Raw genomic sequence first — 21,463 nt, forward strand, 5'->3', positions numbered from 1 at the left:
ATTAACTACTAAAGAAAACCAACCATAAGACTCGAAACAACGATGCGCTGAATATCCACAGCAACCTGCCTCGTATGCCGTCGACACTTCATAATCAGCGAAATGTTTATTAACATAATCTTTAAGTTGTTCCGGGTTTGGATTCATTGAAAAAGACTTGCCTGAAAACAAATCTGTAGCGCAATGCACTTTCCAACTTCTCTTGTGAATGTCGATGCCAATGTATAACTTCGGTACAGCAGTAATTTGAGTAATCATATCTTTAATTTTTCGTTCATTTTAAAGATACTCGACTTACTGCTTTTTCATCGATGCTATACCTCATAGCTAATTAGTTGCATAACCGAAGTTAAGACATATTTGCAAGTCCGCCAAATTTTTAATTTTGGCTTATTGATAAAGAAAAGTAATAAGAAAAATTTAAAAATTCGACTTGTGTTTAATCGGAAAAATTATCGCTTATTTTCAGCGCTACTTTTTATATACTGTAATAAGGAAATAAAATACATGATGAATAAATTTTTACTACTTGCCATTGCCGTGTTTGTTTCTTCCAACGGTGCTGCCCAGACTTACGACGGAAAATTTCTCGAAGCAAACTATGACGAATCTAAAGTGCCGGAGTACGAACTACCTCATGTCCTTTCCTCGTTCGATGGAAAAATTATAAAAACGGTTGAAGATTGGGAAAATTTCAGAAGACCAGAGATCGTCGAATTTTTTGCCCAAAATATGTATGGTGAAGTACCCATACCTTTGAACCCTATCAAGAAATCGTTTAAACTAATTTCTGAAGACCACACCATTTTTGACGGTTTATGCACCAGAAAAGATGTGCAAATAACTTTCGAGAACAAATCAGGAAAAGTGACGATGCCCCTAGTCCTTTTTGTACCGACCAACTCCAAAGAGAAAGTTCCGGTAATTCTATTGGCAAATGGCAGTGACATCAAACGCAAAGCCCTAAAATTAAACAACTCGCAGAGTTACGGTATTACCGAAAATGGAATTCCTTTACATCAGTTAATGAGTCGTGGAATTGGTGTTGCAACTGTCGATTACCAGGCATTTGGTATCGACAATGGAAATAAGGATGGAAAAGTAAGTGGCGGAATTTCAAATCTTTATTTTAAAGAGGGACAAGATTTTACAAAAGAGAATGAGTGGGGAATGATTGCAATCTGGGCCTACGCTTTACGCGCCGGAATGGATTATTTGGAAACGGACAATGATGTAGAGGAAAGCGAGGTGGCAACACTCGGCTGCTCAATAGGCGGTAAAGTCGCTCTCTGGGCGGCAGTAACAGACACGCGTTTTGGAATGACACTTCTGGCAACAGCTGGTCACGGAGGCGATGCAATCTGGCGCCGTGAATATGGGGAAACTTTACAAAATATGTGCGAATACCTGCCAACTTGGATTTGTAGAAATGCAAATAAGTACGCCAAAAATGTACATGCTTTACCTGTCGATCAACACTCATTATTGGCTACAATGGCACCACGTCCCTTTTATATTAGTAATGCACAACACGATTTATGGGCCGACCAGAAAGGACAATGGATTGGAACGTACAATTCAGCCCCTGCGTATCAGCTTTACGATAAAGATGTAGCCTTTACATCTGAAAATCAACCTGAGATTAACCAACCAATTATTAAAAGTACAATTGGATACCACGTTCGCTCGGGTGGCCATGGACTTGAATTGTTTGATTGGGAACAGTACATGAAATTTATAGAATATCATTTTTTGAATATTGAACCTAGGAGTGTGGAAGAGGTTTATAACTAGAATTTAAAAATTGCGAAACGAATTAACCAAATGTTTTCTTGCCACCGTACTACTCATAGAAATCAGCCATTGTACTTTAATTAATCTTTTTTATGCTTCCGTCTTATATTTTATAAATGGACGGCATAGTAATAATTATTACTGAAATTCTTAAACAATCATTCGTTTTCAAAAGAAAAATTAATAGAATTAGAAAAGAGCTAAAACGAGGTACAGCGAATATATCAAGAAGAGGCACTGCGAGCTTATTGGCGAGGTATGCGTATTTTTATGCGGCAGCTCTTTATATAAAATCATAGCAAATCATGGCTTCAGGAAAGAATAAACAGGAAAAAGCAAGGCTACATCCTCGAAATAAAAACCGAGAAAGGTATGATTTAAGTGCGTTGACAACTGCGACTCCTGAATTGAAAGACTATGTAATGCCGAATAAATTTGGTGTAGCATCGGTCGATTTTTCAAACCCTCTTGCTGTTAAACTTTTGAATAAAGCATTGCTAAATCATTATTACGGAATAAAAAATTGGGAATTTCCAGATGAAAATTTATGTCCCCCGATACCGGGAAGGGCGAATTACATTCATCATATTGCTGACTTATTGGGCGAGAGCAATTTTGGTAGGATTCCAGTTGGTGATAAAATCACTTGTCTTGATATCGGCCTAGGAGCAAGTTGTATTTATCCAATTATTGGAGTAATAGAATACGGCTGGAAATTTATTGGATCTGACATCGACCCAAAATCGATTACAGCAGCACAGCACATTGTCGATTCCAATCCATCAATTAAAGGGAAGATCGAGTGTAGGCTGCAAAAAAAATCAGGGGACATTTTTAACGGCATAATAAGTAGAGAAGATAAAATTGAATTAACGATTTGTAATCCTCCTTTTCATTCCTCGATGGAAGATGCTCAAAAAGGAACCCGAAGAAAAATTAAAAACCTATCGGGTAAAACAGTAAAAAAACCTGAGCTCAATTTTGCAGGAGTCAGCAATGAGCTTGTATGTGATGGTGGAGAGAATAAATTTATTCAGCATATGATCAGGGAAAGTGAAAAGTTCTCTAAAAATTGTTACTGGTTTTCAACTTTGGTCTCCAAACAATCGAATCTTAAAGGAATTTATAAACTATTAGGGGAAATTGGAACGAATCAGGTCAAAACGATTCCAATGGGAACCGGTAACAAATCTAGCCGAATTGTAGCATGGACATTTCTTTCTAAAGAAGAACAAAAAGAGTGGAGAGAAACAAGATGGAAAAAGATGTTGAAGAATTAACTAATCATCTCGACAGTACAAATACAATTGAAAAATTATAGGCCCCAACAACCCCTGTTAGACTATAAATGCATTATCTTTTTTATCTTCCCTTTATGTAATGCACTTACTGATTGAGGCGTAGCAAATGACAGAATTTTGGGAATCAAATTTTCGGGAAAAACAAATGATGTGGGGTTTTGAGCCCGCCGATGCTGCCGTTTCAACGGCTGATTTATTTCAAAAGAATGGATTAAAGGAAATATTGATTCCAGGATTTGGATATGGTAGAAATGCAAAGGTGTTTATAGCCAAAGGAATGAACGTGACCGGCATTGAAATCTCAGAAACTGCTATTGAATTAGCGAAAAACCATTTTGGTGAAAGTATAAAAGTATATCACGGTGGTGTTAACGACATGCCCTTTGATAAAAAAATGTATGATGGTATCTTTTGTTATGCGTTAATCCATCTGCTAAATGAAAAAGAGCGGGTTGCGCTAATCGATAACTGCTACAAACAACTTCAACCGGGTGGTTATATGGTATTCGTGGCCATATCAAAAAACACCGCGACTTATGGAAAAGGATCAGCGATAAGTAAAGATAGATACGAAACCACACATGGTATCAAACTATTCTATTATGATTACGTTTCGGTGGCTAGAGAATTTGGGGGTTATGGCTTGATCGAAGCTAAAGAGATAGACGAACCTGCAAAGAATTTAGAGAAGAAGTCCTCAATGAAATTCTGGAGGATTACCTGTAGGAAGTAAAGGTGAAAAATACCCTAGGCGAAAAAGGTTAACTTTAAGTTCAACTGCATTATCCTTCGCCGAATGATGGCTAAAGAACCTTGACAATACATTTTAGCATACTAAAGCGAGCAGATATCTTAATTCCAAAAAATAATAATAACGGACTTTTTTTATATTACTTTGTTTAAAGTAATTAGTACGCTTGTTTTATTTAAATACTTCCTTTTCATTTAACCTGTTTCACACCTTAAATGTGATAGAATCAAAAGAAACCCATATCGTACCGCAACTGACCACTCCCATAAGACTTCAAGAATATGGCGTGGGCATTTTTAATAGGGCATTGACCAAATCGGCCTTAAAGAAGGTTTTAAAGAAACAGTATATCACGGTTGATGGAGCCATTGCCACTACGGCAACGTTTATAAAAGGAGGGGAAATGATTCAGTTGGCGGTTCCTGAATTAAAAAGCCCTGGCGAGAAACTGGTCTTCCCCCTGAAAGTGCTTTTTGAAGACGAATATTTGGCGGTCATTTATAAACCTGCGGGTATTTTGGTAAGTGGTGTTGGTTTTAAGACCATTGCCAAAGCGTTGCCTCAAAATCTGAAGCCCAGTAATTTATCCGATGCCGCAGTGCCACAACCGGTTCACCGATTGGATTATGCGACTACGGGACTTTTGTTAGTAGGAAAAACGAGTAGTAGTATTCGTGATTTAAATCGCATGTTTGCCGATAAGGCCATAAAGAAAGTCTACTATGCCATTACAATCGGTGAAATGAATGTTAATGGGAAAATTACGGAACCAATTGACGGTAAACCATCGCTAACTAAATATGCGGTAAAAGATACCGTTCCCTCAAAAAGATTCAGTAAACTTAACTTGGTGCAATTAAAACCGAAGACCGGTAGAAGACATCAGTTGCGCAAACATTTATCGGGTATCGGAAATCCCATATTAGGCGATAGGGATTATGGTATTGAAAATTTAATCTTAAAAGGAAAAGGATTGTACTTGCATGCCTATTCGCTAAAGTTTACCCATCCGTTTACCAATGAAAATATTTATATAACCACCGAATTTCCTCAAAGATTTAAAAAAATATTCGAGCAGTTATAGTGGTGTGAGTTAGCTGCTAACAGGCTCCACCATTACTATTTTTATCACAAGCTTCTGTAGGCTTCCACTAGATAGAATTGCCAAATAAATCTTAAACATTTGTTTGTTTCAAAGCAAGTGCTTAGTTTTGTTCCGTAGTTTAGAAACAATGGCGAGAAAGAAGCAATATAACGAAGAAGAGGTGATAGAAAAGGCCACTGGTCTTTTTTGGCGGAACGGTTATGAAGCCACCACGGTACGTATGTTGGAAAAGGAAATGGGCATTAACCAATTTTCTATCTATTCGAGTTTTGGCAATAAACAAGGTGTATTTCTTGAAAGCATAAACGCGTACAAAAAGAGAATACACTGTATAACCGATAAATTGGCGAAATCGAATAATGGCAAGGAAGGTATTAAACAATATTTCTATGATTTTTTAGAATTTGCGAGTGAAGAGGGTGTAAATAAAGGTTGTTTAGTTACCAATACTGTGAATGAGGTAAGAGATGACACGGATCCGGTGATCATGAAAGAATTGGTGAAATTTGCAACTGAGGTCAAGCAATTGTTTATTGACAATCTATTGCAAGAAAAAGGTAAAACAAACGAAATTGCAGACCGTCAAGCGAATTATCTAATGAATGTTATACTGGGTTTGTCAGTTTCTTCAAAGGTTTTCGACCAAGAGCAACTCAAGGATAGTGTTGAAATTACGTTTTTAAACATTTAGAATTTTTTTATCCATAAACTAAGCAATTGCTTAGAAATAATTAACATATTAGTAAATAGAAATTATGAGCACATTAAAGAATCACACATTAGAAACAGCCCCAGAGGAAAGCAGACCATTATTGGAGAAATCGATAAAGGCCTATGGTAACATTCCTAACCTACACGCCGTATTGGCCGGTGCACCGGGTTTGTTAAAGGCATACCAATCCATACACGAATTGTTCGTAAACTCATCGTTCAATAATGATGAACTTACCGTTGTTTGGCAAACCATAAATGTAGAACACGAATGTCACTATTGTGTACCTGCCCACACGGCCATAGCAAAAATGATGAAGGTCGATGATGCTATAACCGAGGCATTGCGCAATGGTACTGAATTGCCATCTGAAAAGTTACAGGTCTTACATGAAACTACGCTTAAAATTGTACGCAACAGAGGTTATATCAATGACGAAGATGTACAAGTATTTTTTGCCGTGGGATATGAGGAAAGACAACTGTTGGAAATTATTCTAGGTCTTTCACAAAAAGTAATCAGTAACTACGTAAACCATATTGCAGAAACCCCTGTGGACGCTGGTTTCAAGAAATACGCTTGGAAGAAGGAAACTGAAATTGCCTAGTGTCGTTAGATAACGAAGTGTGATGGCAATAAAAGGCCTTCCGCCCCCCGCGGAAGGTCTGTTTATATTTTAAAATTATAGTCAAACCCTGGAATTCAGTATTAAAACTCGAATTATGGGTATTTCAACAGAAGGTAAAGTAGCATTAGTAACCGGTGCCAATCGTGGTATTCGTAGACGCTGGCTCAATCGAAGCTGCGTCTTTTACAACAAGGTATAACCCCAAAACAACACCGGGATTTTTGTATGGTTCTATACAATTTGAAGACTATAGGGATGTAAACGGAATTCAGATACCCCTTAAACAATCGGCTCAACTAGACAGGCCTAAAAATAACACAGAAGATTATGTGCATCGGCTGACGATTCATAATTTTGAATGGGTTAGTTTTCCAGTTTCGCAATTACAACCTTTATGTGCGTAAGCACAGGTAAAAAATTAAGTAATAGGACAATTAAAAAATAAAATTATGATCAAAGTAGCAGTTCTATATCCGAATAGTGAAGAAGTAAAATTCGATTTTGGCTATTATACCAACACGCATGTTCCTATGGTTCAAGACCTGGTAGGTGACGCCCTTTTAAAGGTTGAAGTAGAAAGAGGTCTAGGGGGCAGAGGTCCTGGTGAGCCCGCACCTTTTGTGGCAGCTGCCAGCCTTTACTTCGAATCAGTTGAGACGTTTCAAAAATCCTTTGGTCCCCACGCCGAAAAAATTGGAGCCGATGTGCCCAACTACTCGAATGTACAGGGTCAGATTCAGATCAGCGAGATAGTTTAACTGATTTTGCGAATGAGTATTGGGAAATCTTTCGTAAAACGGAGCTTCCCTTTGAGTGAATTTAAATTTACAATATGGCAGAAAAAATAAAATTAGATATCATATCGGATGTTGTATGCCCATGGTGTACCATTGGCTATAAACGTCTTGAGCGCGCCATTTCTGAAATGGGTGTCGCAGATAAAATTGAGATCGAGTGGCAGCCCTTTGAGTTGAATCCTCATATGCCGGTAGAAGGTGAAAATGTAATCGAACATATTGCCAACAAATATGGCTCGACGCTCGACCAACAAAGAGAATCGCAAGAGCACATGAAAGATGTCGGGGAAGAGCTCGGTTTTACCTTCGATTATTTTGATGATATGAGAATTGTAAATACTAGGGATGCACATGTGCTACTTGATTATGCCAAAGAAAATGGTAAGCAGACCGAATTGAAAATGCGTTTGGTCGCCGCTTTCTTTAGCGAACGAAAAGATGTATCCGACCGAGAAGTTTTGGCCCAAGAATTAAAGGCGGTAGGGTTGAATGTGAAAGAAGGGATGTCTCGATTGGACGATGACAGTGCGCGTTATGAGGTGACTTCTAAAGAGCAGTATTGGCAAGGTCTTGGAGTATCATCAGTGCCTACCTTTGTATTCGATAAAAAAAGTGCACTTACCGGAGCACAGCCTGTAGATGTTTTCAAACAAGTTTTGACAGAGTTGCTAGAGAAATAACCTTTGGTCAATATTACCTTGACGATGGTAGTTCTGGGAAAGTTTGATGTCGATGATCCGGTGGAAGTAATTTCATTTGAGTCAAGGCTCCAATGACGACTGTTTTAAAAAAAATCAAAATTTTAACTTGAAATGAAAAATGATAACCAAAGCGCTATGCAAAAGGAAGGTGTTAGAGCAATACGACCTAAAGTATTATTCTTTGATGTCAACGAGTCTCTTTTAGATTTAGGGAACTTGAAAAAGAGTATTGGAAAAGCTTTGGGGGGAAGAGAAGATTTGTCGCCCTTATGGTTCACCACAATGCTCCAATATTCACTGGTGTCGACGACTGCGGGTCAATATATAGATTTCGGGGCAATAGGTGCGGCTACCTTGAGAATGGTTGCAGCCAATCACGATATACAGCTGACTGAGCGTGAGGCCAAGGAAGCGTTAAGTCCGCTTCGTTCCCTTCCTTCGCATCCCGAAGTTAAGGAAGCATTGCGAAATCTACGAAATGCGGGTTACAAATTGGTTTCATTGACCAATTCATCGAACGAAGGTGTTGCCATGCAATTTGAAAATGCGGGATTGACCGATTTTTTCGATGAAAGCTTAAGTATTGAGGATGTTGGAAAATACAAGCCACATAGCGATGTCTATGATTGGGCCGCTAAAAAAATTGGTGTGCAACCCCACGAATGTTTGATGATTGCCGCCCATGGGTGGGACATTGCTGGAGCGCTTTGGGCAGGCTGGCGCGGTGCTTTTATAGCCCGACGGGGACAACAAATGTATCCCTTGGCGCCGCTTCCAGAGATAACCGAACCCGATCTTTTGAAAATTTCCGAGAAGCTTATCACCTTAAAAAATTAAGTGATAATATTGGCTTGGTTCGAGGAACTTGAAAAATGCCCATTACCTTTGTTCGTTTTATAAGCAAGAGAGAATAACCAAAACAATGGCGTGTCACCCTGCAGAAGAACAGATATAATCTCAAAAGTATGAAAAGAGTAGTTGTAACAGGATTGGGAGCTTTGACTCCGATTGGAAATTCAGTGGATGAATTCTGGAAAAACGCTGTTAGCGGAAAGAGCGGTGCTTCGAAAATTACCAAGTTCGATGCTTCACGGTTTAAAACCACCTTTGCTTCTGAAGTAAAGGATTTTAGTCCTGAAAAGTATCTCGATCGCAATGAAATTAAGCGGAGTGATCTTTTTACGCAATATGCCATTTACGCCGCATCCGAAGCAATAAACGATAGTGGTCTGAATATCGAAAGTATGTCACCTTTTGATTTGGGTGTCATTTGGGGAACCGGCCAAGGAGGCATGAAAACTTTTGAGGATGAAGTGGAGAATTATATTGAAAATGGTAAAAACCCACGGTTTAGTCCCTTCTTGATTCCGAAATTACTTCCGAATATGGCGTCAGGGCTGATATCAATGAAATTTGGACTTATGGGAATCAACTATACTGCAGTATCGGCTTGTGCTTCATCAAGTTCTGCTATAATGGATGCGTTCAATTATATCCGTTTGAACAAGGCCAAGGTAATCGTTACCGGTGGATCGGAAGCTCCAATAACCGATGCTTCGGTAGGAGGCTTTAGCTCGATGAAAGCGATGTCAACCAGAAATGACGAACCACAACAGGCTTCAAGACCTTTTGATGTTGACCGAGACGGCTTTGTGATGGGGGAAGGTGCCGGCGCATTGATTCTTGAGGAATATGAACATGCCAAGAAACGAGGTGCAAAGATTTATGCGGAAATTGGGGGAGCGGCTATGACAGCAGATGCCTACCATATCTCAGCAACGCACCCAGAGGGTATAGGGGCATCAAAAGCTATGCAATTGGCAATGGAAGAAGCGGGAATTGACACAGCTGAGGTGAACTATTTGAATACGCATGCGACTTCCACCCCCGTCGGGGATCTAAGCGAGATAAAAGCGGTAAACGCTACCTTCAAAAATCAATTCGCGAACTTGAAAATAAGTGCAACAAAATCAATGACAGGTCATTTACTGGGTGCGGCAGGTGCTGTTGAAGCTATTTTATCGATTAAGGCAATTCAAAATAATATTATTCCCCCGACTATAAATACCGTTATAATTGATCCAGAAATTCCGAGTTCAATGCCGATAGTGACTCAAGAAGCTATAGATTTCAAAGTAGAAGTCGCCATGAGCAATACTTTCGGTTTTGGTGGGCACAATGCAACAACCGTTTTTAAAAAGATTTAAGTATCAGGGCTATCGATAAAAGACCCCACATGGAATCAAAAAATAAAATCAAACCAAGGGCCCTTTCCTGAATTGGGAAGCTTAACTTTTACAACGGATAGATCAAATAATTTTCCCTTATCTTTTTGAAAGCCTCCAATTGAGGTTGCCATGTGGCCTTGATATCCTCTTCTGTAAGTCCCGCTTCGATTTGTTGTTGCAATTTTTTAGTGCCGGCATGTTTGGTGAACCCACTGGTTAGAAAGAATTTTCCTTTTTGTATGGTGTTGTTATAAGCGTCCATCAACCATTTTAGGGAAACCTCGTTTATTCTAGGGAGTTCCGATAAATCTTTTCCAAAACACTTTTTGCCATTTTCTTTTGGGGTTTTAGAACCAAAATTTGGTTGGGGGGTATAGGTGAAATTATACTGTGTGCTATCTAAAAAGGAAGCGCCATAACGTTGAAACTGGAATTCTGTACCCCGACCTGCATTAATGTTGGTGCCTTCAAAAAGCCCTAAACTCGGGTATAAGTTTATGGAAACGTCATTCGGTAGGTTGGGTGAGGGGCGAATTGGCAGACTGTATTCCATACTATGGGTATAATTTTCTAAAGGTACAACGGTGAGGTTTGCCTTTTTTCCTCCCTCAAGCCATCCCTCTTCATTGATCATTTTGCCATATTCTCCAATGGTCATTCCGTAAACCAAAGGAATCTCGGTCATACCCAGAAATCCGGTATGTGCTTTCTCCATCGTTGGGCCATCAACATATTGGCCGTTTGGGTTGGGCCTGTCTAGAACCACTAAGGGTATGTCATTTTCCGCGCAGGCCTCCATAACCAATTGCAAGGTGGCGATATAGGTGTAAAAACGAACGCCTACATCTTGAATGTCAAAAAGAACAACATCTAAATCTTTAAGCTGCTCACTTGAAGGTTTTCGGTTTTTCCCATATAGGGAAATTAAAGGCAGACCCGTTTTTTGATCGGTGCCATCAGCAACCTTCTCACCGGCATCCGCTTGGCCACGGAAACCATGTTCGGGTGCAAATACCTTTTGAATATTCATATCCAGGGCCAACAAAGAGTCGACCAGATGGGTAAATCCCTTTTCCTTTTGGATTTCATTATCGGATGTAAAGATTACACTCGTCTGGTTCGCTACTACGCCTATTTTTTTACCCTTTAAAAAAGGAAGATAAGTGCTCACTCGGTTAGCACCGACCACGATTTTGGGTTGAGGTTTAACCGCTGTTTGCACCTCGGTCATCTGCTCCTTCGATTTAGGTGTAGGAGCATGGTTTCCACAAGCTAAAAGTGAGAAAACCGACAATAAAACTGTACTTTTGAAATTAGACAAAAATGGCATAGGTTGAATTTAGAATATTTTATAGCCAAGCGACTTATTACGGGCAGTGATCATAAAATTAGCATATCCGCCCCAATAATAAAAATAGCAATTTCGGCAATAGCTCTAGGAATTATTATGATGCTCATTGCCATCGCTACCGGCGTTGGTCTAAAGAATAAAATCAGGGACAAAGTAACGGCATTTAATGGGCACATTCAAATCTATAATTACGATAATAATAATTCAGAAGTTTCCGTCGTACCCGTTGACCTGAACCAAGATTTTTATCCGGAGTTTAAATCGGTCGATGGGGTAGCACATGTGCAGGCGGTGGCTAGTAAGGCGGGTTTCATACGTACCGAAGAAACTTTTGAAGGTATAATCGCCAAAGGGGTAGGCCCTAATTATAATTGGAATGCTTTTGAAGAATTCTTGGTCGAAGGCAAGCTTCCCAACTATTCAGGGGAGCTTAATGATGATGTACTCATATCGAGCATCATGGCGAATCGCTTGCAACTTCATTTGGGCGACTCTTTCTTCGCTTTTTTTATAAAGGATGGTGACCCTTCAAAGGCACCCAACCAACGGAAATTCAATATCGTTGGCATTTATGATAGTGGTTTTGAAGAGTTGGACGGACTTTACGTATTTATCGATATTCGCCATATTCAACGCATGAATAAATGGGAGCCGAATCAGGTAGGTAATTTTGAAGTGTTTTTAGACGATTTTGAAGACATAGAAGAAAAAGGCAGGGAGATTCATGGACGCACAATTTCTACATTGGATACACGTACGGTAGAAGATAAATACTATAATATTTTCGAGTGGATCAGCCTTTTTGATTTTAATATAGCCCTCATCATTGGTATTATGATCATTGTAGGCGGAATTAATATGATTACCGCTTTGTTGGTGTTGATTTTAGAGCGTACCCAAATGATCGGTATCTTAAAAGCCATGGGGGCATCCAATTGGAGCGTTCGGAAGATATTTTTATACAATGCCGCCTATCTTATCGGAGTAGGCTTGTTATGGGGTAACCTTATTGCCCTTTCTATAATATGGGTACAACATAAATTCCGCCTATTCAAGTTTCCGAATCCTCAAGAATATTATATTGAATATATACCGGTGCATATCGACTTTTACTCGGTTCTACTTTTGAATATCGGCGTGTTGCTGCTCTGTTTGTTGATGCTTTTGTTGCCCTCTTATATCGTTACAAAAATTACTCCGGTCAAGGCCATTAAATTTGAGTGATGAGATACGGTAGCCGTAAATAGTACAACTAAAAGTGTAACTTTGAAAGTGCACATGAAATACGCTAAAAACATACTTGAAACCATTGGCAATACACCTTTGGTGAAGTTAAATCGGCTTACTGCAGATTTACCTTGTATGGTTCTGGCAAAGTATGAAACTTTTAACCCTGGCAATTCGGTCAAAGACCGCATGGCGCTGCAAATGATCGAAGATGCTGAGGAAAAAGGGCTTTTAAAACCTGGTGGTACTATTGTAGAAGGTACTTCGGGTAATACAGGAATGGGGTTGGCCATGGCAGCCACGGTAAAAGGCTACAAACTGATTTGTGTGATCAGCGATAAACAATCAAAAGAAAAAATTGACATTTTAAAGGCTATGGGCAGCGAGGTATATGTATGCCCTACCGATGTCTCTCCTGAAGATCCCCGCAGCTATTATTCCACGGCAAAACGATTGGCAAAGGAAATTCAAGGCGCGTGGTATGCCAATCAGTATGATAATTTATCCAATACCAAAGCTCATTTTTCCAGTACGGGTCCCGAAATTTGGGAACAGACCGATGGCAAGATTACCCATTTTGTATCGGGTGTCGGTACAGGCGGAACCATTTCGGGAGTAGGAAGTTACCTGAAATCAAAAAATCCGGATATTAAAATTTGGGGAATCGATACCTATGGTTCCGTTTTTAAAAAATACCACGAAACGGGTATTTTCGATAAGAATGAGATTTATCCCTATATCACAGAGGGCATAGGGGAAGACATTCTACCTAAAAATGTAAATTTTGAAATAATCGATGGCTTTACCAAGGTCACCGATAAAGATGCCGCAGTTTATACACAACGTCTGGCACGCGAAGAAGCGATGTTCTTAGGGAATTCCGCGGGAGCGGCAATTAAAGGAGTACTTCAGTTAAAAGAACATTTTACCAAAGATGATGTGGTCGTGGTTCTTTTTCATGATCACGGAAGTCGCTATGTTGGCAAGATGTTCAATGACGAATGGATGCGGGAAAAAGGCTTTATAGATGAATCTTAAATAGGAATTAAAACTATGGTTACGCTTACTATTGGAAATCAAAAAGTGAAAATAGACGCTGGGGAACTGGTTAGTTATTCGGTAGAAGGTCACGAATATATCCACCAAAAGGGAAATCCGGGATGGCGTAATGCCGATACCGAAATGTTTCCTATTATCGGTCCCACATCGGAAGCTAATTTTCGAGTGCATACGCCTAAAGGGAATGCCGTTCAGGATCAGCATGGTTTATTGCGTGAGTTGCCTTATGTTTTGGAAGATTCATCCGAAGAACATGCTGTTTTTCAAAAGAAATATAAGGCGGATAGTAAAGTCGGAAATTCAAAATTTCCGAAGAAATCAACGGAAAAAGAACTGTTCTGGCCCTATAACTTTCAATTTGAAAAACGTTTCGAATTAAAGGATGACCATCTTGAAATTACTTTTAATATTTCTGGTGATGAAGGTATGCCATTTATGTTGGGGTACCATCCGGCATTTTTATTACAAACCGAAAATCCTATTATCGGTGCCAACAATCAAGTGATCACCTTGGAGGAGATTTTAGCCGTTGGTAGTAGGGCTTTGTATGTACCTGATTGTAGTGAAATTACGCTAAAGGATGAAAAAGGGCTTGCGATTAAAACCGAAGGTTTCGGACAGTTTATGCTCTGGACGGAAGTCACCAATATGGTCTGCATTGAACCCATTAGCTTTTATCCCTATGCTGTTGAACAAGATCAATTAGATAAAGGGTTTGAATATTTGAAAGCCATCCCGAGGGAATTCAGGGTGTACTTAATACCGAATGGATAAGGTCGGATAAGAAGCGTAGAGCAGACTAAATATAAATCGGATGGATGTCGTATCGATTTTATTGATTTTCATTTTTATTATTCTTGCAGGTATCCATTTCAACTGGGCACTTGGAGGCAAATGGGGTATCGATATTACCCTACCTACGACTGCAGAGGGGCAACGTGTCTTGAATCCTAAGAAAATTGAAAGTGCTATCGTCGGAATGGGGTTGTTGTCATTCGGGTTGTTCTATTTATTCCGTTTGGAGCTTATGCCGATGTTACTGCCAGGCTGGACGATAAAGTATATTGGTTGGCTGGTCCCTTTGATCTTTTTAGCCAGAGCTATTGGCGATTTTAAATATGTTGGTTTTTTCAGGAAAATTAAAAACACCGCCTTTTCAAAGGCTGATGCCAAGTACTTCTCACCCTTATGTGCATTGATCGGGTTACTCGCTTTAGGGGTTCAAATTACGGGATTGTCCTGATTTTATATTGCAATGGTCGAGAAGGCACAAGTGATGATATGATACGGGTCATAAATATTTTTAAATATTTAGTACTAAATTTGTTAAGTTTCGCCTAGAGCTTGAAGAAGCCTAAGATTGCAAAAAGCCACTGAATATAGTTTGCTTGTTATGAAAAGGATAGCTTTTATTGCCGTTTTATTTATTATGGGGCCTTTATTGGTAAACTGTTCTGATGAGAAATCTAAAAAGGCAAAAAAAAAGGAGATTGCCAAAGTCTCTACGACCATAACGGCACTTCCTGAAGTTGTAACTCCGCCTGATGATAATCCTGCTACAAAGGCCAAAGAAGAATTGGGAAAATTGCTTTTTTATGACCCCATCTTATCAGGAGACAAAGATGTAGCCTGCGTTACCTGCCATCATCCAAATACCGGGTATGCTGAATTTCTCGATATTTCTATCGGTCCGAATGCAAAAGGTCTTGGTAGTAAAAGGCGTTTCAATAGTCCGAACGACATTCCCCATGTAAAGCGGAATGCCCCGACCATATTAAATTCAGCTTTTAACGGTATTGATACATACAACAGGTATGACTCTGAGAATGCCCCTATGTTTTGGGATAACAGGGTGAAAAGTCTTGAAAAGCAATCCCTAGAGCCGATCAAAGCCTTGGAAGAGATGCGGGGACATGGGTATAAAGACACTGAAATATTAGATGTCGTCATCGATCGTTTGCGACAAATACCAGAGTACCGTGAGTTGTTTGAATTGGCGTTTGGTGACTCGAACAGCATTACGATCGAGAATTTAGGAAAGGCTATCGCAGCTTTCGAACGTACTTTGATTACCAACAATACCCGTTTTGACCAATACATGCGAGGTGATAATGATGCCATCCTTATTTCTGAAAAAGAGGGTTTTGAGCTTTTTAAGGAAGTAGGATGTGCAAACTGTCATAACGGTCCGATGCTATCCGATTATAAAATACATGTACTCGGAACTCCTGAAAATGGCAAACTGCCCAACCCCGACGGTGGTGTCAAAGATAGTTTCGGTTTTCGCACCCCAACTTTGCGAAATTTGCGTTTTACCGCACCATATATGCATAACGGAAGTCTGAAAACATTGAAACGCGTATTGGAGTTTTATGAAGATATAGCCAATGGGAAACAACGAAACCCGCATGTGTCAAAAGAAGAATACGATCCTCTTGTAAAAGAGCTTGAACTCAGCGTAAAAGAGATGTCGTTGATTATATCATTTATGAATACTTTGAACGACGACGATTTCGACAAAGAAATACCTGAAAAAGTGCCCAGTGGTTTGCCCGTGGGTGGAAATATTCAGTAACGATGTAGTAGGTTTGGTTAACTTTGTACTATGCAAAAAATTCTTCCGTTTCTACAATGGTTGCCCTACTATAAAAAAGAGTATTTAGTAAAGGATCTTGTTGCCGGACTAACAGTTGGTATCGTTCTGATACCTCAGAGCATGGCCTATGCGATGATTGCGGGTCTTCCGCCTGTTTATGGTCTTTACGCTTCATTAATTCCCGTATTGGTATATGCATTCTTGGGTACGTCAAGGCAATTGGCGGTCGGCCCCGTGGCAATGGACTCACTTTTGGTTGCCGCCGGACTAGCGGCTTTTGCCATAAACGGAGGTGAATATTACGTGGCTATGGCGGTATTTTTGGCATTTCTTGTAGGTGCTATACAAATGGTTTTGGGCTTCTTGCGCATGGGATTTTTGGTAAATTTTTTATCCAGGCCCGTTATCAGTGGTTTTACATCGGCCGCAGCCGTGATTATTATATTTAGTCAGTTAAAGCATATTCTAGGTACCCCTGTCGAACGAAGTCACTGGATTCATGAACTGATTGCCAATATAGTTGTTGCACTACCCCAAACAAATGTGGTAGACTTACTTCTTGGATTGGGCGGAATTGTTTTGATTATCTTCATTAGAAAATGGAACAAGAACATACCTACGGTTTTGCTTGTAGTGGTGTTGGGCATTTTAACTGTTTATTTATTCGATTTGCAGTCGTTTGGTACGCATATCGTTGGAGCAGTGCCAGAAGGGCTGCCCCATTTTGAAATTCCACGCATAACCCTAAAGAATACAGCCGAAATTTGGCCTATGGCCTTGACCTTGGCACTGGTAGGGTATTTGGAAGCTATATCGATAGGGAAAGCAATGGAGGAAAAGAGAGGCATTGAAACCATTGACCCTAATAAGGAGTTGATAGCTTTAGGTTCTTCCAATATGATAGGGTCTTTTTTTCAGTCGTATCCGATTACCGGAAGTTTTTCGCGATCGGCCATCAGTGATTCGGCAGGTACTAAGTCGCCTATTGCGTCACTCTTTAGTGTGGCGCTCGTCGCTATAACGCTGCTCTACTTGACGCCCTTGTTCTATTACTTGCCCAAAGCTGTGTTGGCCAGCATTATTATGGTTTCCGTTTTTGGTTTGATCGATGTGGCCTACCCTAAAGTTTTATGGAAATATAGAAAGGATGAATTCACCATATTATCGATTACATTTTTGGTTACGCTTTTTATCGGTATTCCTCAGGGTATTTTGGTAGGAGTGCTGCTTTCCCTGCTTTTAATGGTTTATAAAAGTTCAAAGCCCCATTTTGCGGTTTTGGGAAAGATAAAGGATTCGGAGTATTATAAAAACGTAGATCGTTTCGGAGAGGAAATCGAGTTCAGGGATGACTTATTGATCGTCAGATTCGACTCTCAATTGTATTTTGGCAATAAGAGCTATTTTAAGAAACAACTTTTTCATTTTATTGACAGTAAGAAAGATACGCTTAAAGCGGTTATTCTAAATGCCGAGGCCATCAATTACATTGATTCGACGGCAACGGCTATGTTGGTCAAGACCATTCGCGAAATTCACGACCGTAATCTAAAGTTTTATATTTCTGGGGCCATAGGCCCGACAAGAGACATTATTTTTAGCAGTGGGATAATTAAGGAAATTCCTAAGGAAAGACTGTTTATCACCGTTAGGGATGCGGTGAAAAGTTTTGATAACCCGTCTACTGCAACGGCTTTACAAGAGCGAATAGCGTATCAAAACAGACCGAAGCAGTAATCGTCTCGGTCGAGACTTGATCTGTTCTTTTTTATTTTAACTTATGTTTCTAGGGAATACGTAGCTCATCGTTCTCAATTTGCTAAATCTTTCTACATTCTCTTGATATTCATTAAAGTCCTCATTTTTCGTTGTCTACACTATTTTTTTATTTGATTAAATGTTTGATAATCAAGTTTTTTTATGCACATAATGTATGTTTTGACAGAAATAAGTCAGAATACCATAAATGTTAAAATTATCCCAATGCGTTTAAATGCTGCTATTCCTTAATTCCTTATATTTAGTAGGAATATATTTACAATTATATGATAATGGATGCTTCTAGAAGAATTCCGGGAATGTATAATTTCTAAATAATCAACGTAGACCAACAGTGGACTTTATCTCGATATATGCTATTTTGGTGATGGTCATCTTCTTGTTTTGGTTAGTCTTTGTAATACGTATGTATCGCAAAATGAAAGATTGAAACATAGAATTAAAGAGCGTCGGTAATTTCTTGACCCTTCCAGACTTTTTGAGGGTTTTTGAATAGATATGATTGCACGATACGCTGAGTTTCCAATGTGTTTTTTTGTTCAATAACAAATGCCTCCAAATCAGTAAGTGTATTTATCGGAGTCTCTTTATCCACATAACCATATCCTACATACAAGCCATTTTTTATACGTACGAAGGCATCTTCTGAAGTTGTTCTACCTTTTTCCTTGATCCAGATATCATCATTTTGAGTAGCCATATGTACCAGTGCTTTTTCCACCTTTTCGTTATATGTGGGCATAGGTTCGGTACCTCGACAGATTCCATCGCATGTCTCAATGCTATAATGGGAACAAGTGGGCACGTTTTCCTGTAGATGGCAATATTTGGGGCATAGGAGAAACGTTTTGCAAATTGTCTCTAAAAAAAGGCGGCAGTCCGTCAGATTATAGAAGACCGCAACAGGATTAGGCGCCATTTTTATTTTATTATAGGCCAGATGAAGAATGCCATTGCGGTCTTCATAGCTAAAGATGCCATATCGTTGTCCATTGCTTTTCTGAGCCTTATTGTATTGGGGAAAATGATGTTTAATCGCTGCTGATTCCTTTAAAAGTGCCACTAATTCGTTCCCCGATAGATCGTAATCGATATCTGCCGTTTGGTTGCACATCCGAACTTCTTTGGTGGCTTTGTCATAAAAATGGCCCAATACCCTTTTTTTGATATCAATCGCTTTACCTACGTAAATGATTTTACCCATTGCATCTTTAAAATAGTAAACTCCTGGCTTTTTAGGTAGCTTATCAAAAACCTGCTTTGGTAGCGAAGGGGGCAGTGTAGCCTCTTGGGAACGTGCGTTTAAAAACGATTTAAAAATTTTTGCGGCATTCTCTTGTTGCATTAATTTTTTAAAGAGCAGTACGGTCGCATGAGCATCGCCACGGGCCCTATGCCTATCGGTCAATGGAATTTGTAAAGAAGAACAGAGTTTTCCCAGACTGTAAGAATTATAACCGGGCAACAATTTTCGTGATAACCGAACGGTGCATAGTTTTTTTCGAATAAAGTCGAGTCCTAAATTTTGAAATTCGTTCTTAATTACATTGTAATCAAAATTTACGCTATGTGCGACAAAAATGGAATCTTTGGTGATTTCCAGTATTTTAGGTGCAATTTCTGATAAAATGGGGGCGTCACTTACAAGGTCTTCGTCGATTCCCGTGAGCCGGGTTATAAAATAAGGAATCTCACATTCAGGGTTGACCAAGGAAGTATACTCATCGACAATTTCATTTCCATCAAATTTAAAGATTGAAATTTCTGTTATCTTGTTTCCCTTAATACCGTTTCCTGTAGTTTCTATATCAACTATGGTATACATTGGTAGAATTAATATCGTATAAAATTAGTAAAATGAGTACATTTAGAAGGTAAATCCATCATTTCATTGAAATCGATGAGAAAGATAAATAGCAAATTAAATAAATAATCCTTCTTATTATGGTTAAAAAAATTTTAGGGGTCTTGTTGTTGGTTTTAATCGTTATTCAGTTTTTCCGTCCAGAAAAAAATGATTCAAACGACCTGACCTATGATATTTCAACGAAATATAAGGTTCCGGACAATGTCAACCATTTGTTACAAGTTTCGTGTAACGATTGTCATTCGAATAAGTCGGAATACCCTTGGTATGCTAACGTACAGCCAATAGCTTGGTGGCTTAATGATCACATTAACGATGGGAAGCGACACTTGAATTTTTCTGAGTTTACCAAAAAGCCTATTGCAGTTCAGAACCACAAGTTTGAGGAGACCATTGAGATGGTCGAGGAGCATGAAATGCCCTTAAAATCATATACCAATTTTGGACTTCATGCCGAGGCAAATCTATCTGATGAGCAACGGGAAGATATCATTGTTTGGGCCAAGGAGCAAATGGCTTACTTAAAGAACAATTATCCGGCCGATAGTTTGGTACTGAAGCGAAGAGGACCACAGTCGCCCAGTAAGTAGCCTGGTTTGGTCTCTTTCCCCCAGTATGTATTTCGTAGAGATGGAATTAGCGGATTTCCAAATTACGATTCTCTTCACGCCCATACCCCATGATTTCTAATTTATGGGGATAAACTTTGATTGTACTGTAAGAAGTTTGCTCCGTATCGACCATGCCTTTCATAGTCACATAGTGTATCCCGTTTTTTTGACCATAATTACCTGCGTGGTTATGACCATTGATATAGGCTTTTACACTAGGGTAGCTTTCAATTAGGTCAATGACCGCATCAGCATTCCAGAGATTGTGTACATTCTCGGGGTAGACCGGAAAATGACAATAAAGAATCACCTTTTCTTCGTTTTTGGAAGCACTTTCTAGAACCTGCTTGAGCCATTTTAGTTGTTTTTTTCCTAAGGCGCCGTTCCATTTAGGGGATTCTATCTTATGCTTTGTATAATAAGCATCAGCCTTTTTGTAGTTCTTGCTCTCTTGGGGATAGGCATGAAAACTTACATCATTCCCGTTGAGTACAATAAAACGCCAACCATTTACTTCAAAATCGTAATAGGGCGAAGGTAGTCCCATACGTTCTGAAACCTTATGCTTTAGGGTATCTGCCACCGAAAAATCGTGATTTCCCAGAACATGGTATTTGGGCATTTTCAGGGTATTGTAAATGGGCCCAACGTCATCAAAACTTTTCCAATCTTTATCTATGAAGTCACCCAAATGTACCGTATAGGCTAAATCCATCGTATTCAGATGGGTCACACATTGCTGTAGTTTAGTGTCTGATAGATCGTATTTTCGAACGCCCGTACCAACTTCATCGCAGTACTGGCAGTCGGCAATAACCCCAAAAGAAAAGTGTTTTTCTTCTGGGTTCTTTTGAGCATAGCTGGTAAGTGTAAACAAGACTATGAAAACAATGGACCATTTAGGCTTTCCATCAGCGAACATGGAATGTAAAACTGAAAATCTTTGTAGCATCATT

The 21,463-nt window shown here is 39.4% G+C and carries 20 protein-coding genes and 1 pseudogene; 17 read left to right on the plus strand and 4 right to left on the minus strand.

What is annotated here, in order from left to right; all coding sequences use genetic code 11:
- Positions 1 to 258, minus strand: a pseudogene (locus BLS33_RS25055) (IS110 family transposase); the annotation flags it as partial.
- A 249-nt stretch (positions 259 to 507) separates the two neighbouring features.
- On the opposite strand from BLS33_RS25055, the gene BLS33_RS13060 reads away from it, so the two are divergent.
- The 10 genes from BLS33_RS13060 to fabF all read left to right on the plus strand — a co-directional run bounded on the left by BLS33_RS13060 (position 508) and on the right by fabF (position 9,996).
- Entirely contained in the window at positions 508 to 1,794 is a 1,287-nt protein-coding gene (locus BLS33_RS13060) for a glucuronyl esterase domain-containing protein (RefSeq protein WP_089889804.1), read from the plus strand.
- A 305-nt stretch (positions 1,795 to 2,099) separates the two neighbouring features.
- Positions 2,100 to 3,074 (plus strand): 23S rRNA (adenine(1618)-N(6))-methyltransferase RlmF, encoded by a 975-nt coding sequence (gene rlmF / locus BLS33_RS13070; RefSeq protein ID WP_089889810.1) that lies wholly within the window; start codon positions 2,100 to 2,102, stop codon positions 3,072 to 3,074.
- 127 nt (positions 3,075 to 3,201) lie between these two features.
- Positions 3,202 to 3,828, plus strand: coding sequence for a class I SAM-dependent methyltransferase (locus BLS33_RS13075; protein WP_089889814.1), 627 nt, complete (start codon positions 3,202 to 3,204; stop codon positions 3,826 to 3,828).
- A gap of 238 nt (positions 3,829 to 4,066) precedes the next feature.
- Positions 4,067 to 4,930, plus strand: a complete 864-nt coding sequence (locus BLS33_RS13080) for an RluA family pseudouridine synthase (protein WP_089890431.1) — start codon at positions 4,067 to 4,069, stop codon at positions 4,928 to 4,930.
- A 148-nt stretch (positions 4,931 to 5,078) separates the two neighbouring features.
- Positions 5,079 to 5,642, plus strand: coding sequence for a TetR/AcrR family transcriptional regulator (locus BLS33_RS13085; RefSeq protein WP_089889817.1), 564 nt, complete (start codon positions 5,079 to 5,081; stop codon positions 5,640 to 5,642).
- Positions 5,643 to 5,706: 64 nt separating this feature from the next.
- Positions 5,707 to 6,270: a carboxymuconolactone decarboxylase family protein gene (locus BLS33_RS13090; RefSeq protein ID WP_089889821.1), complete on the plus strand. Its 564-nt coding sequence runs from the start codon at positions 5,707 to 5,709 to the stop codon at positions 6,268 to 6,270.
- A gap of 470 nt (positions 6,271 to 6,740) precedes the next feature.
- On the plus strand, positions 6,741 to 7,049 hold the full coding sequence (locus BLS33_RS13095; RefSeq protein ID WP_089889824.1) for an EthD family reductase: 309 nt from the start codon (positions 6,741 to 6,743) through the stop codon (positions 7,047 to 7,049).
- A gap of 74 nt (positions 7,050 to 7,123) precedes the next feature.
- On the plus strand, positions 7,124 to 7,768 hold the full coding sequence (locus tag BLS33_RS13100) for a DsbA family oxidoreductase (protein ID WP_089889826.1): 645 nt from the start codon (positions 7,124 to 7,126) through the stop codon (positions 7,766 to 7,768).
- Between the two features lie 132 nt (positions 7,769 to 7,900).
- Positions 7,901 to 8,626 carry a haloacid dehalogenase type II gene (locus tag BLS33_RS13105; RefSeq protein WP_089889829.1) on the plus strand — a complete coding sequence of 242 codons (726 nt, stop codon included), beginning with the start codon at positions 7,901 to 7,903 and terminating at the stop codon, positions 8,624 to 8,626.
- 128 nt (positions 8,627 to 8,754) lie between these two features.
- Positions 8,755 to 9,996, plus strand: coding sequence for a beta-ketoacyl-ACP synthase II (gene fabF, locus BLS33_RS13110; RefSeq protein WP_089889831.1), 1,242 nt, complete (start codon positions 8,755 to 8,757; stop codon positions 9,994 to 9,996).
- A gap of 88 nt (positions 9,997 to 10,084) precedes the next feature.
- On the opposite strand, the gene BLS33_RS13115 is transcribed toward fabF, so the two are convergent.
- Entirely contained in the window at positions 10,085 to 11,347 is a 1,263-nt protein-coding gene (locus tag BLS33_RS13115; RefSeq protein ID WP_089889834.1) for an exo-beta-N-acetylmuramidase NamZ family protein, read from the minus strand.
- 3 nt (positions 11,348 to 11,350) lie between these two features.
- Here BLS33_RS13115 and BLS33_RS13120 point away from each other — a divergent pair, with 3 nt between their 5' ends.
- The 6 genes from BLS33_RS13120 to BLS33_RS13145 all read left to right on the plus strand — a co-directional run bounded on the left by BLS33_RS13120 (position 11,351) and on the right by BLS33_RS13145 (position 17,987).
- Positions 11,351 to 12,592, plus strand: coding sequence for an ABC transporter permease (locus BLS33_RS13120; protein WP_089889837.1), 1,242 nt, complete (start codon positions 11,351 to 11,353; stop codon positions 12,590 to 12,592).
- Positions 12,593 to 12,646: 54 nt separating this feature from the next.
- The gene (locus tag BLS33_RS13125; RefSeq protein ID WP_089889840.1) at positions 12,647 to 13,633 is read left to right on the plus strand and encodes a PLP-dependent cysteine synthase family protein; all 987 of its coding nucleotides are present in this window, start codon (positions 12,647 to 12,649) and stop codon (positions 13,631 to 13,633) included.
- A gap of 15 nt (positions 13,634 to 13,648) precedes the next feature.
- Entirely contained in the window at positions 13,649 to 14,428 is a 780-nt protein-coding gene (locus BLS33_RS13130) for an aldose epimerase family protein (RefSeq protein WP_089889843.1), read from the plus strand.
- 40 nt (positions 14,429 to 14,468) lie between these two features.
- On the plus strand, positions 14,469 to 14,897 hold the full coding sequence (locus tag BLS33_RS13135) for a DUF3995 domain-containing protein (RefSeq protein ID WP_089889846.1): 429 nt from the start codon (positions 14,469 to 14,471) through the stop codon (positions 14,895 to 14,897).
- A 150-nt stretch (positions 14,898 to 15,047) separates the two neighbouring features.
- On the plus strand, positions 15,048 to 16,229 hold the full coding sequence (locus BLS33_RS13140; RefSeq protein WP_089890435.1) for a cytochrome-c peroxidase: 1,182 nt from the start codon (positions 15,048 to 15,050) through the stop codon (positions 16,227 to 16,229).
- Between the two features lie 30 nt (positions 16,230 to 16,259).
- Positions 16,260 to 17,987 (plus strand): SulP family inorganic anion transporter, encoded by a 1,728-nt coding sequence (locus tag BLS33_RS13145; protein ID WP_089889849.1) that lies wholly within the window; start codon positions 16,260 to 16,262, stop codon positions 17,985 to 17,987.
- 481 nt (positions 17,988 to 18,468) lie between these two features.
- Here BLS33_RS13145 and BLS33_RS13150 read toward each other — a convergent pair whose 3' ends face one another.
- The gene (locus BLS33_RS13150; protein WP_089889853.1) at positions 18,469 to 19,854 is read right to left on the minus strand and encodes an exonuclease domain-containing protein; all 1,386 of its coding nucleotides are present in this window, start codon (positions 19,852 to 19,854) and stop codon (positions 18,469 to 18,471) included.
- Between the two features lie 119 nt (positions 19,855 to 19,973).
- Between BLS33_RS13150 and BLS33_RS13155 the strand changes: the two genes are divergently transcribed.
- The gene (locus BLS33_RS13155; protein WP_089889858.1) at positions 19,974 to 20,486 is read left to right on the plus strand and encodes a heme-binding domain-containing protein; all 513 of its coding nucleotides are present in this window, start codon (positions 19,974 to 19,976) and stop codon (positions 20,484 to 20,486) included.
- 46 nt (positions 20,487 to 20,532) lie between these two features.
- Here the strand turns inward: BLS33_RS13155 and BLS33_RS13160 are convergent, their stop codons facing one another.
- Positions 20,533 to 21,462, minus strand: coding sequence for a metallophosphoesterase (locus BLS33_RS13160; protein ID WP_089889862.1), 930 nt, complete (start codon positions 21,460 to 21,462; stop codon positions 20,533 to 20,535).
- Position 21,463: the final 1 nt, after the last annotated feature.

It is taken from the genome of Kriegella aquimaris, assembly GCF_900103215.1.
GTDB lineage: Bacteria > Bacteroidota > Bacteroidia > Flavobacteriales > Flavobacteriaceae > Kriegella > Kriegella aquimaris.

Coding starts and splice junctions, on each gene's coding strand:
- BLS33_RS13060 (WP_089889804.1), top strand. CDS start 508: ATGATGAATAAATTTTTACTACTTGCCATTGCCGTGTTTGTTTCTTCC.
- BLS33_RS13115 (WP_089889834.1), bottom strand. CDS start 11,347: ATGCCATTTTTGTCTAATTTCAAAAGTACAGTTTTATTGTCGGTTTTC.
- fabF (WP_089889831.1), top strand. CDS start 8,755: ATGAAAAGAGTAGTTGTAACAGGATTGGGAGCTTTGACTCCGATTGGA.
- BLS33_RS13075 (WP_089889814.1), top strand. CDS start 3,202: ATGACAGAATTTTGGGAATCAAATTTTCGGGAAAAACAAATGATGTGG.
- BLS33_RS13155 (WP_089889858.1), top strand. CDS start 19,974: ATGGTTAAAAAAATTTTAGGGGTCTTGTTGTTGGTTTTAATCGTTATT.
- BLS33_RS13090 (WP_089889821.1), top strand. CDS start 5,707: ATGAGCACATTAAAGAATCACACATTAGAAACAGCCCCAGAGGAAAGC.
- BLS33_RS13130 (WP_089889843.1), top strand. CDS start 13,649: ATGGTTACGCTTACTATTGGAAATCAAAAAGTGAAAATAGACGCTGGG.
- BLS33_RS13135 (WP_089889846.1), top strand. CDS start 14,469: ATGGATGTCGTATCGATTTTATTGATTTTCATTTTTATTATTCTTGCA.
- BLS33_RS13150 (WP_089889853.1), bottom strand. CDS start 19,854: ATGTATACCATAGTTGATATAGAAACTACAGGAAACGGTATTAAGGGA.
- BLS33_RS13125 (WP_089889840.1), top strand. CDS start 12,647: ATGAAATACGCTAAAAACATACTTGAAACCATTGGCAATACACCTTTG.
- rlmF (WP_089889810.1), top strand. CDS start 2,100: ATGGCTTCAGGAAAGAATAAACAGGAAAAAGCAAGGCTACATCCTCGA.
- BLS33_RS13095 (WP_089889824.1), top strand. CDS start 6,741: ATGATCAAAGTAGCAGTTCTATATCCGAATAGTGAAGAAGTAAAATTC.
- BLS33_RS13160 (WP_089889862.1), bottom strand. CDS start 21,462: ATGATGCTACAAAGATTTTCAGTTTTACATTCCATGTTCGCTGATGGA.
- BLS33_RS13100 (WP_089889826.1), top strand. CDS start 7,124: ATGGCAGAAAAAATAAAATTAGATATCATATCGGATGTTGTATGCCCA.
- BLS33_RS13140 (WP_089890435.1), top strand. CDS start 15,048: ATGAAAAGGATAGCTTTTATTGCCGTTTTATTTATTATGGGGCCTTTA.
- BLS33_RS13145 (WP_089889849.1), top strand. CDS start 16,260: ATGCAAAAAATTCTTCCGTTTCTACAATGGTTGCCCTACTATAAAAAA.
- BLS33_RS13105 (WP_089889829.1), top strand. CDS start 7,901: ATGAAAAATGATAACCAAAGCGCTATGCAAAAGGAAGGTGTTAGAGCA.
- BLS33_RS13085 (WP_089889817.1), top strand. CDS start 5,079: ATGGCGAGAAAGAAGCAATATAACGAAGAAGAGGTGATAGAAAAGGCC.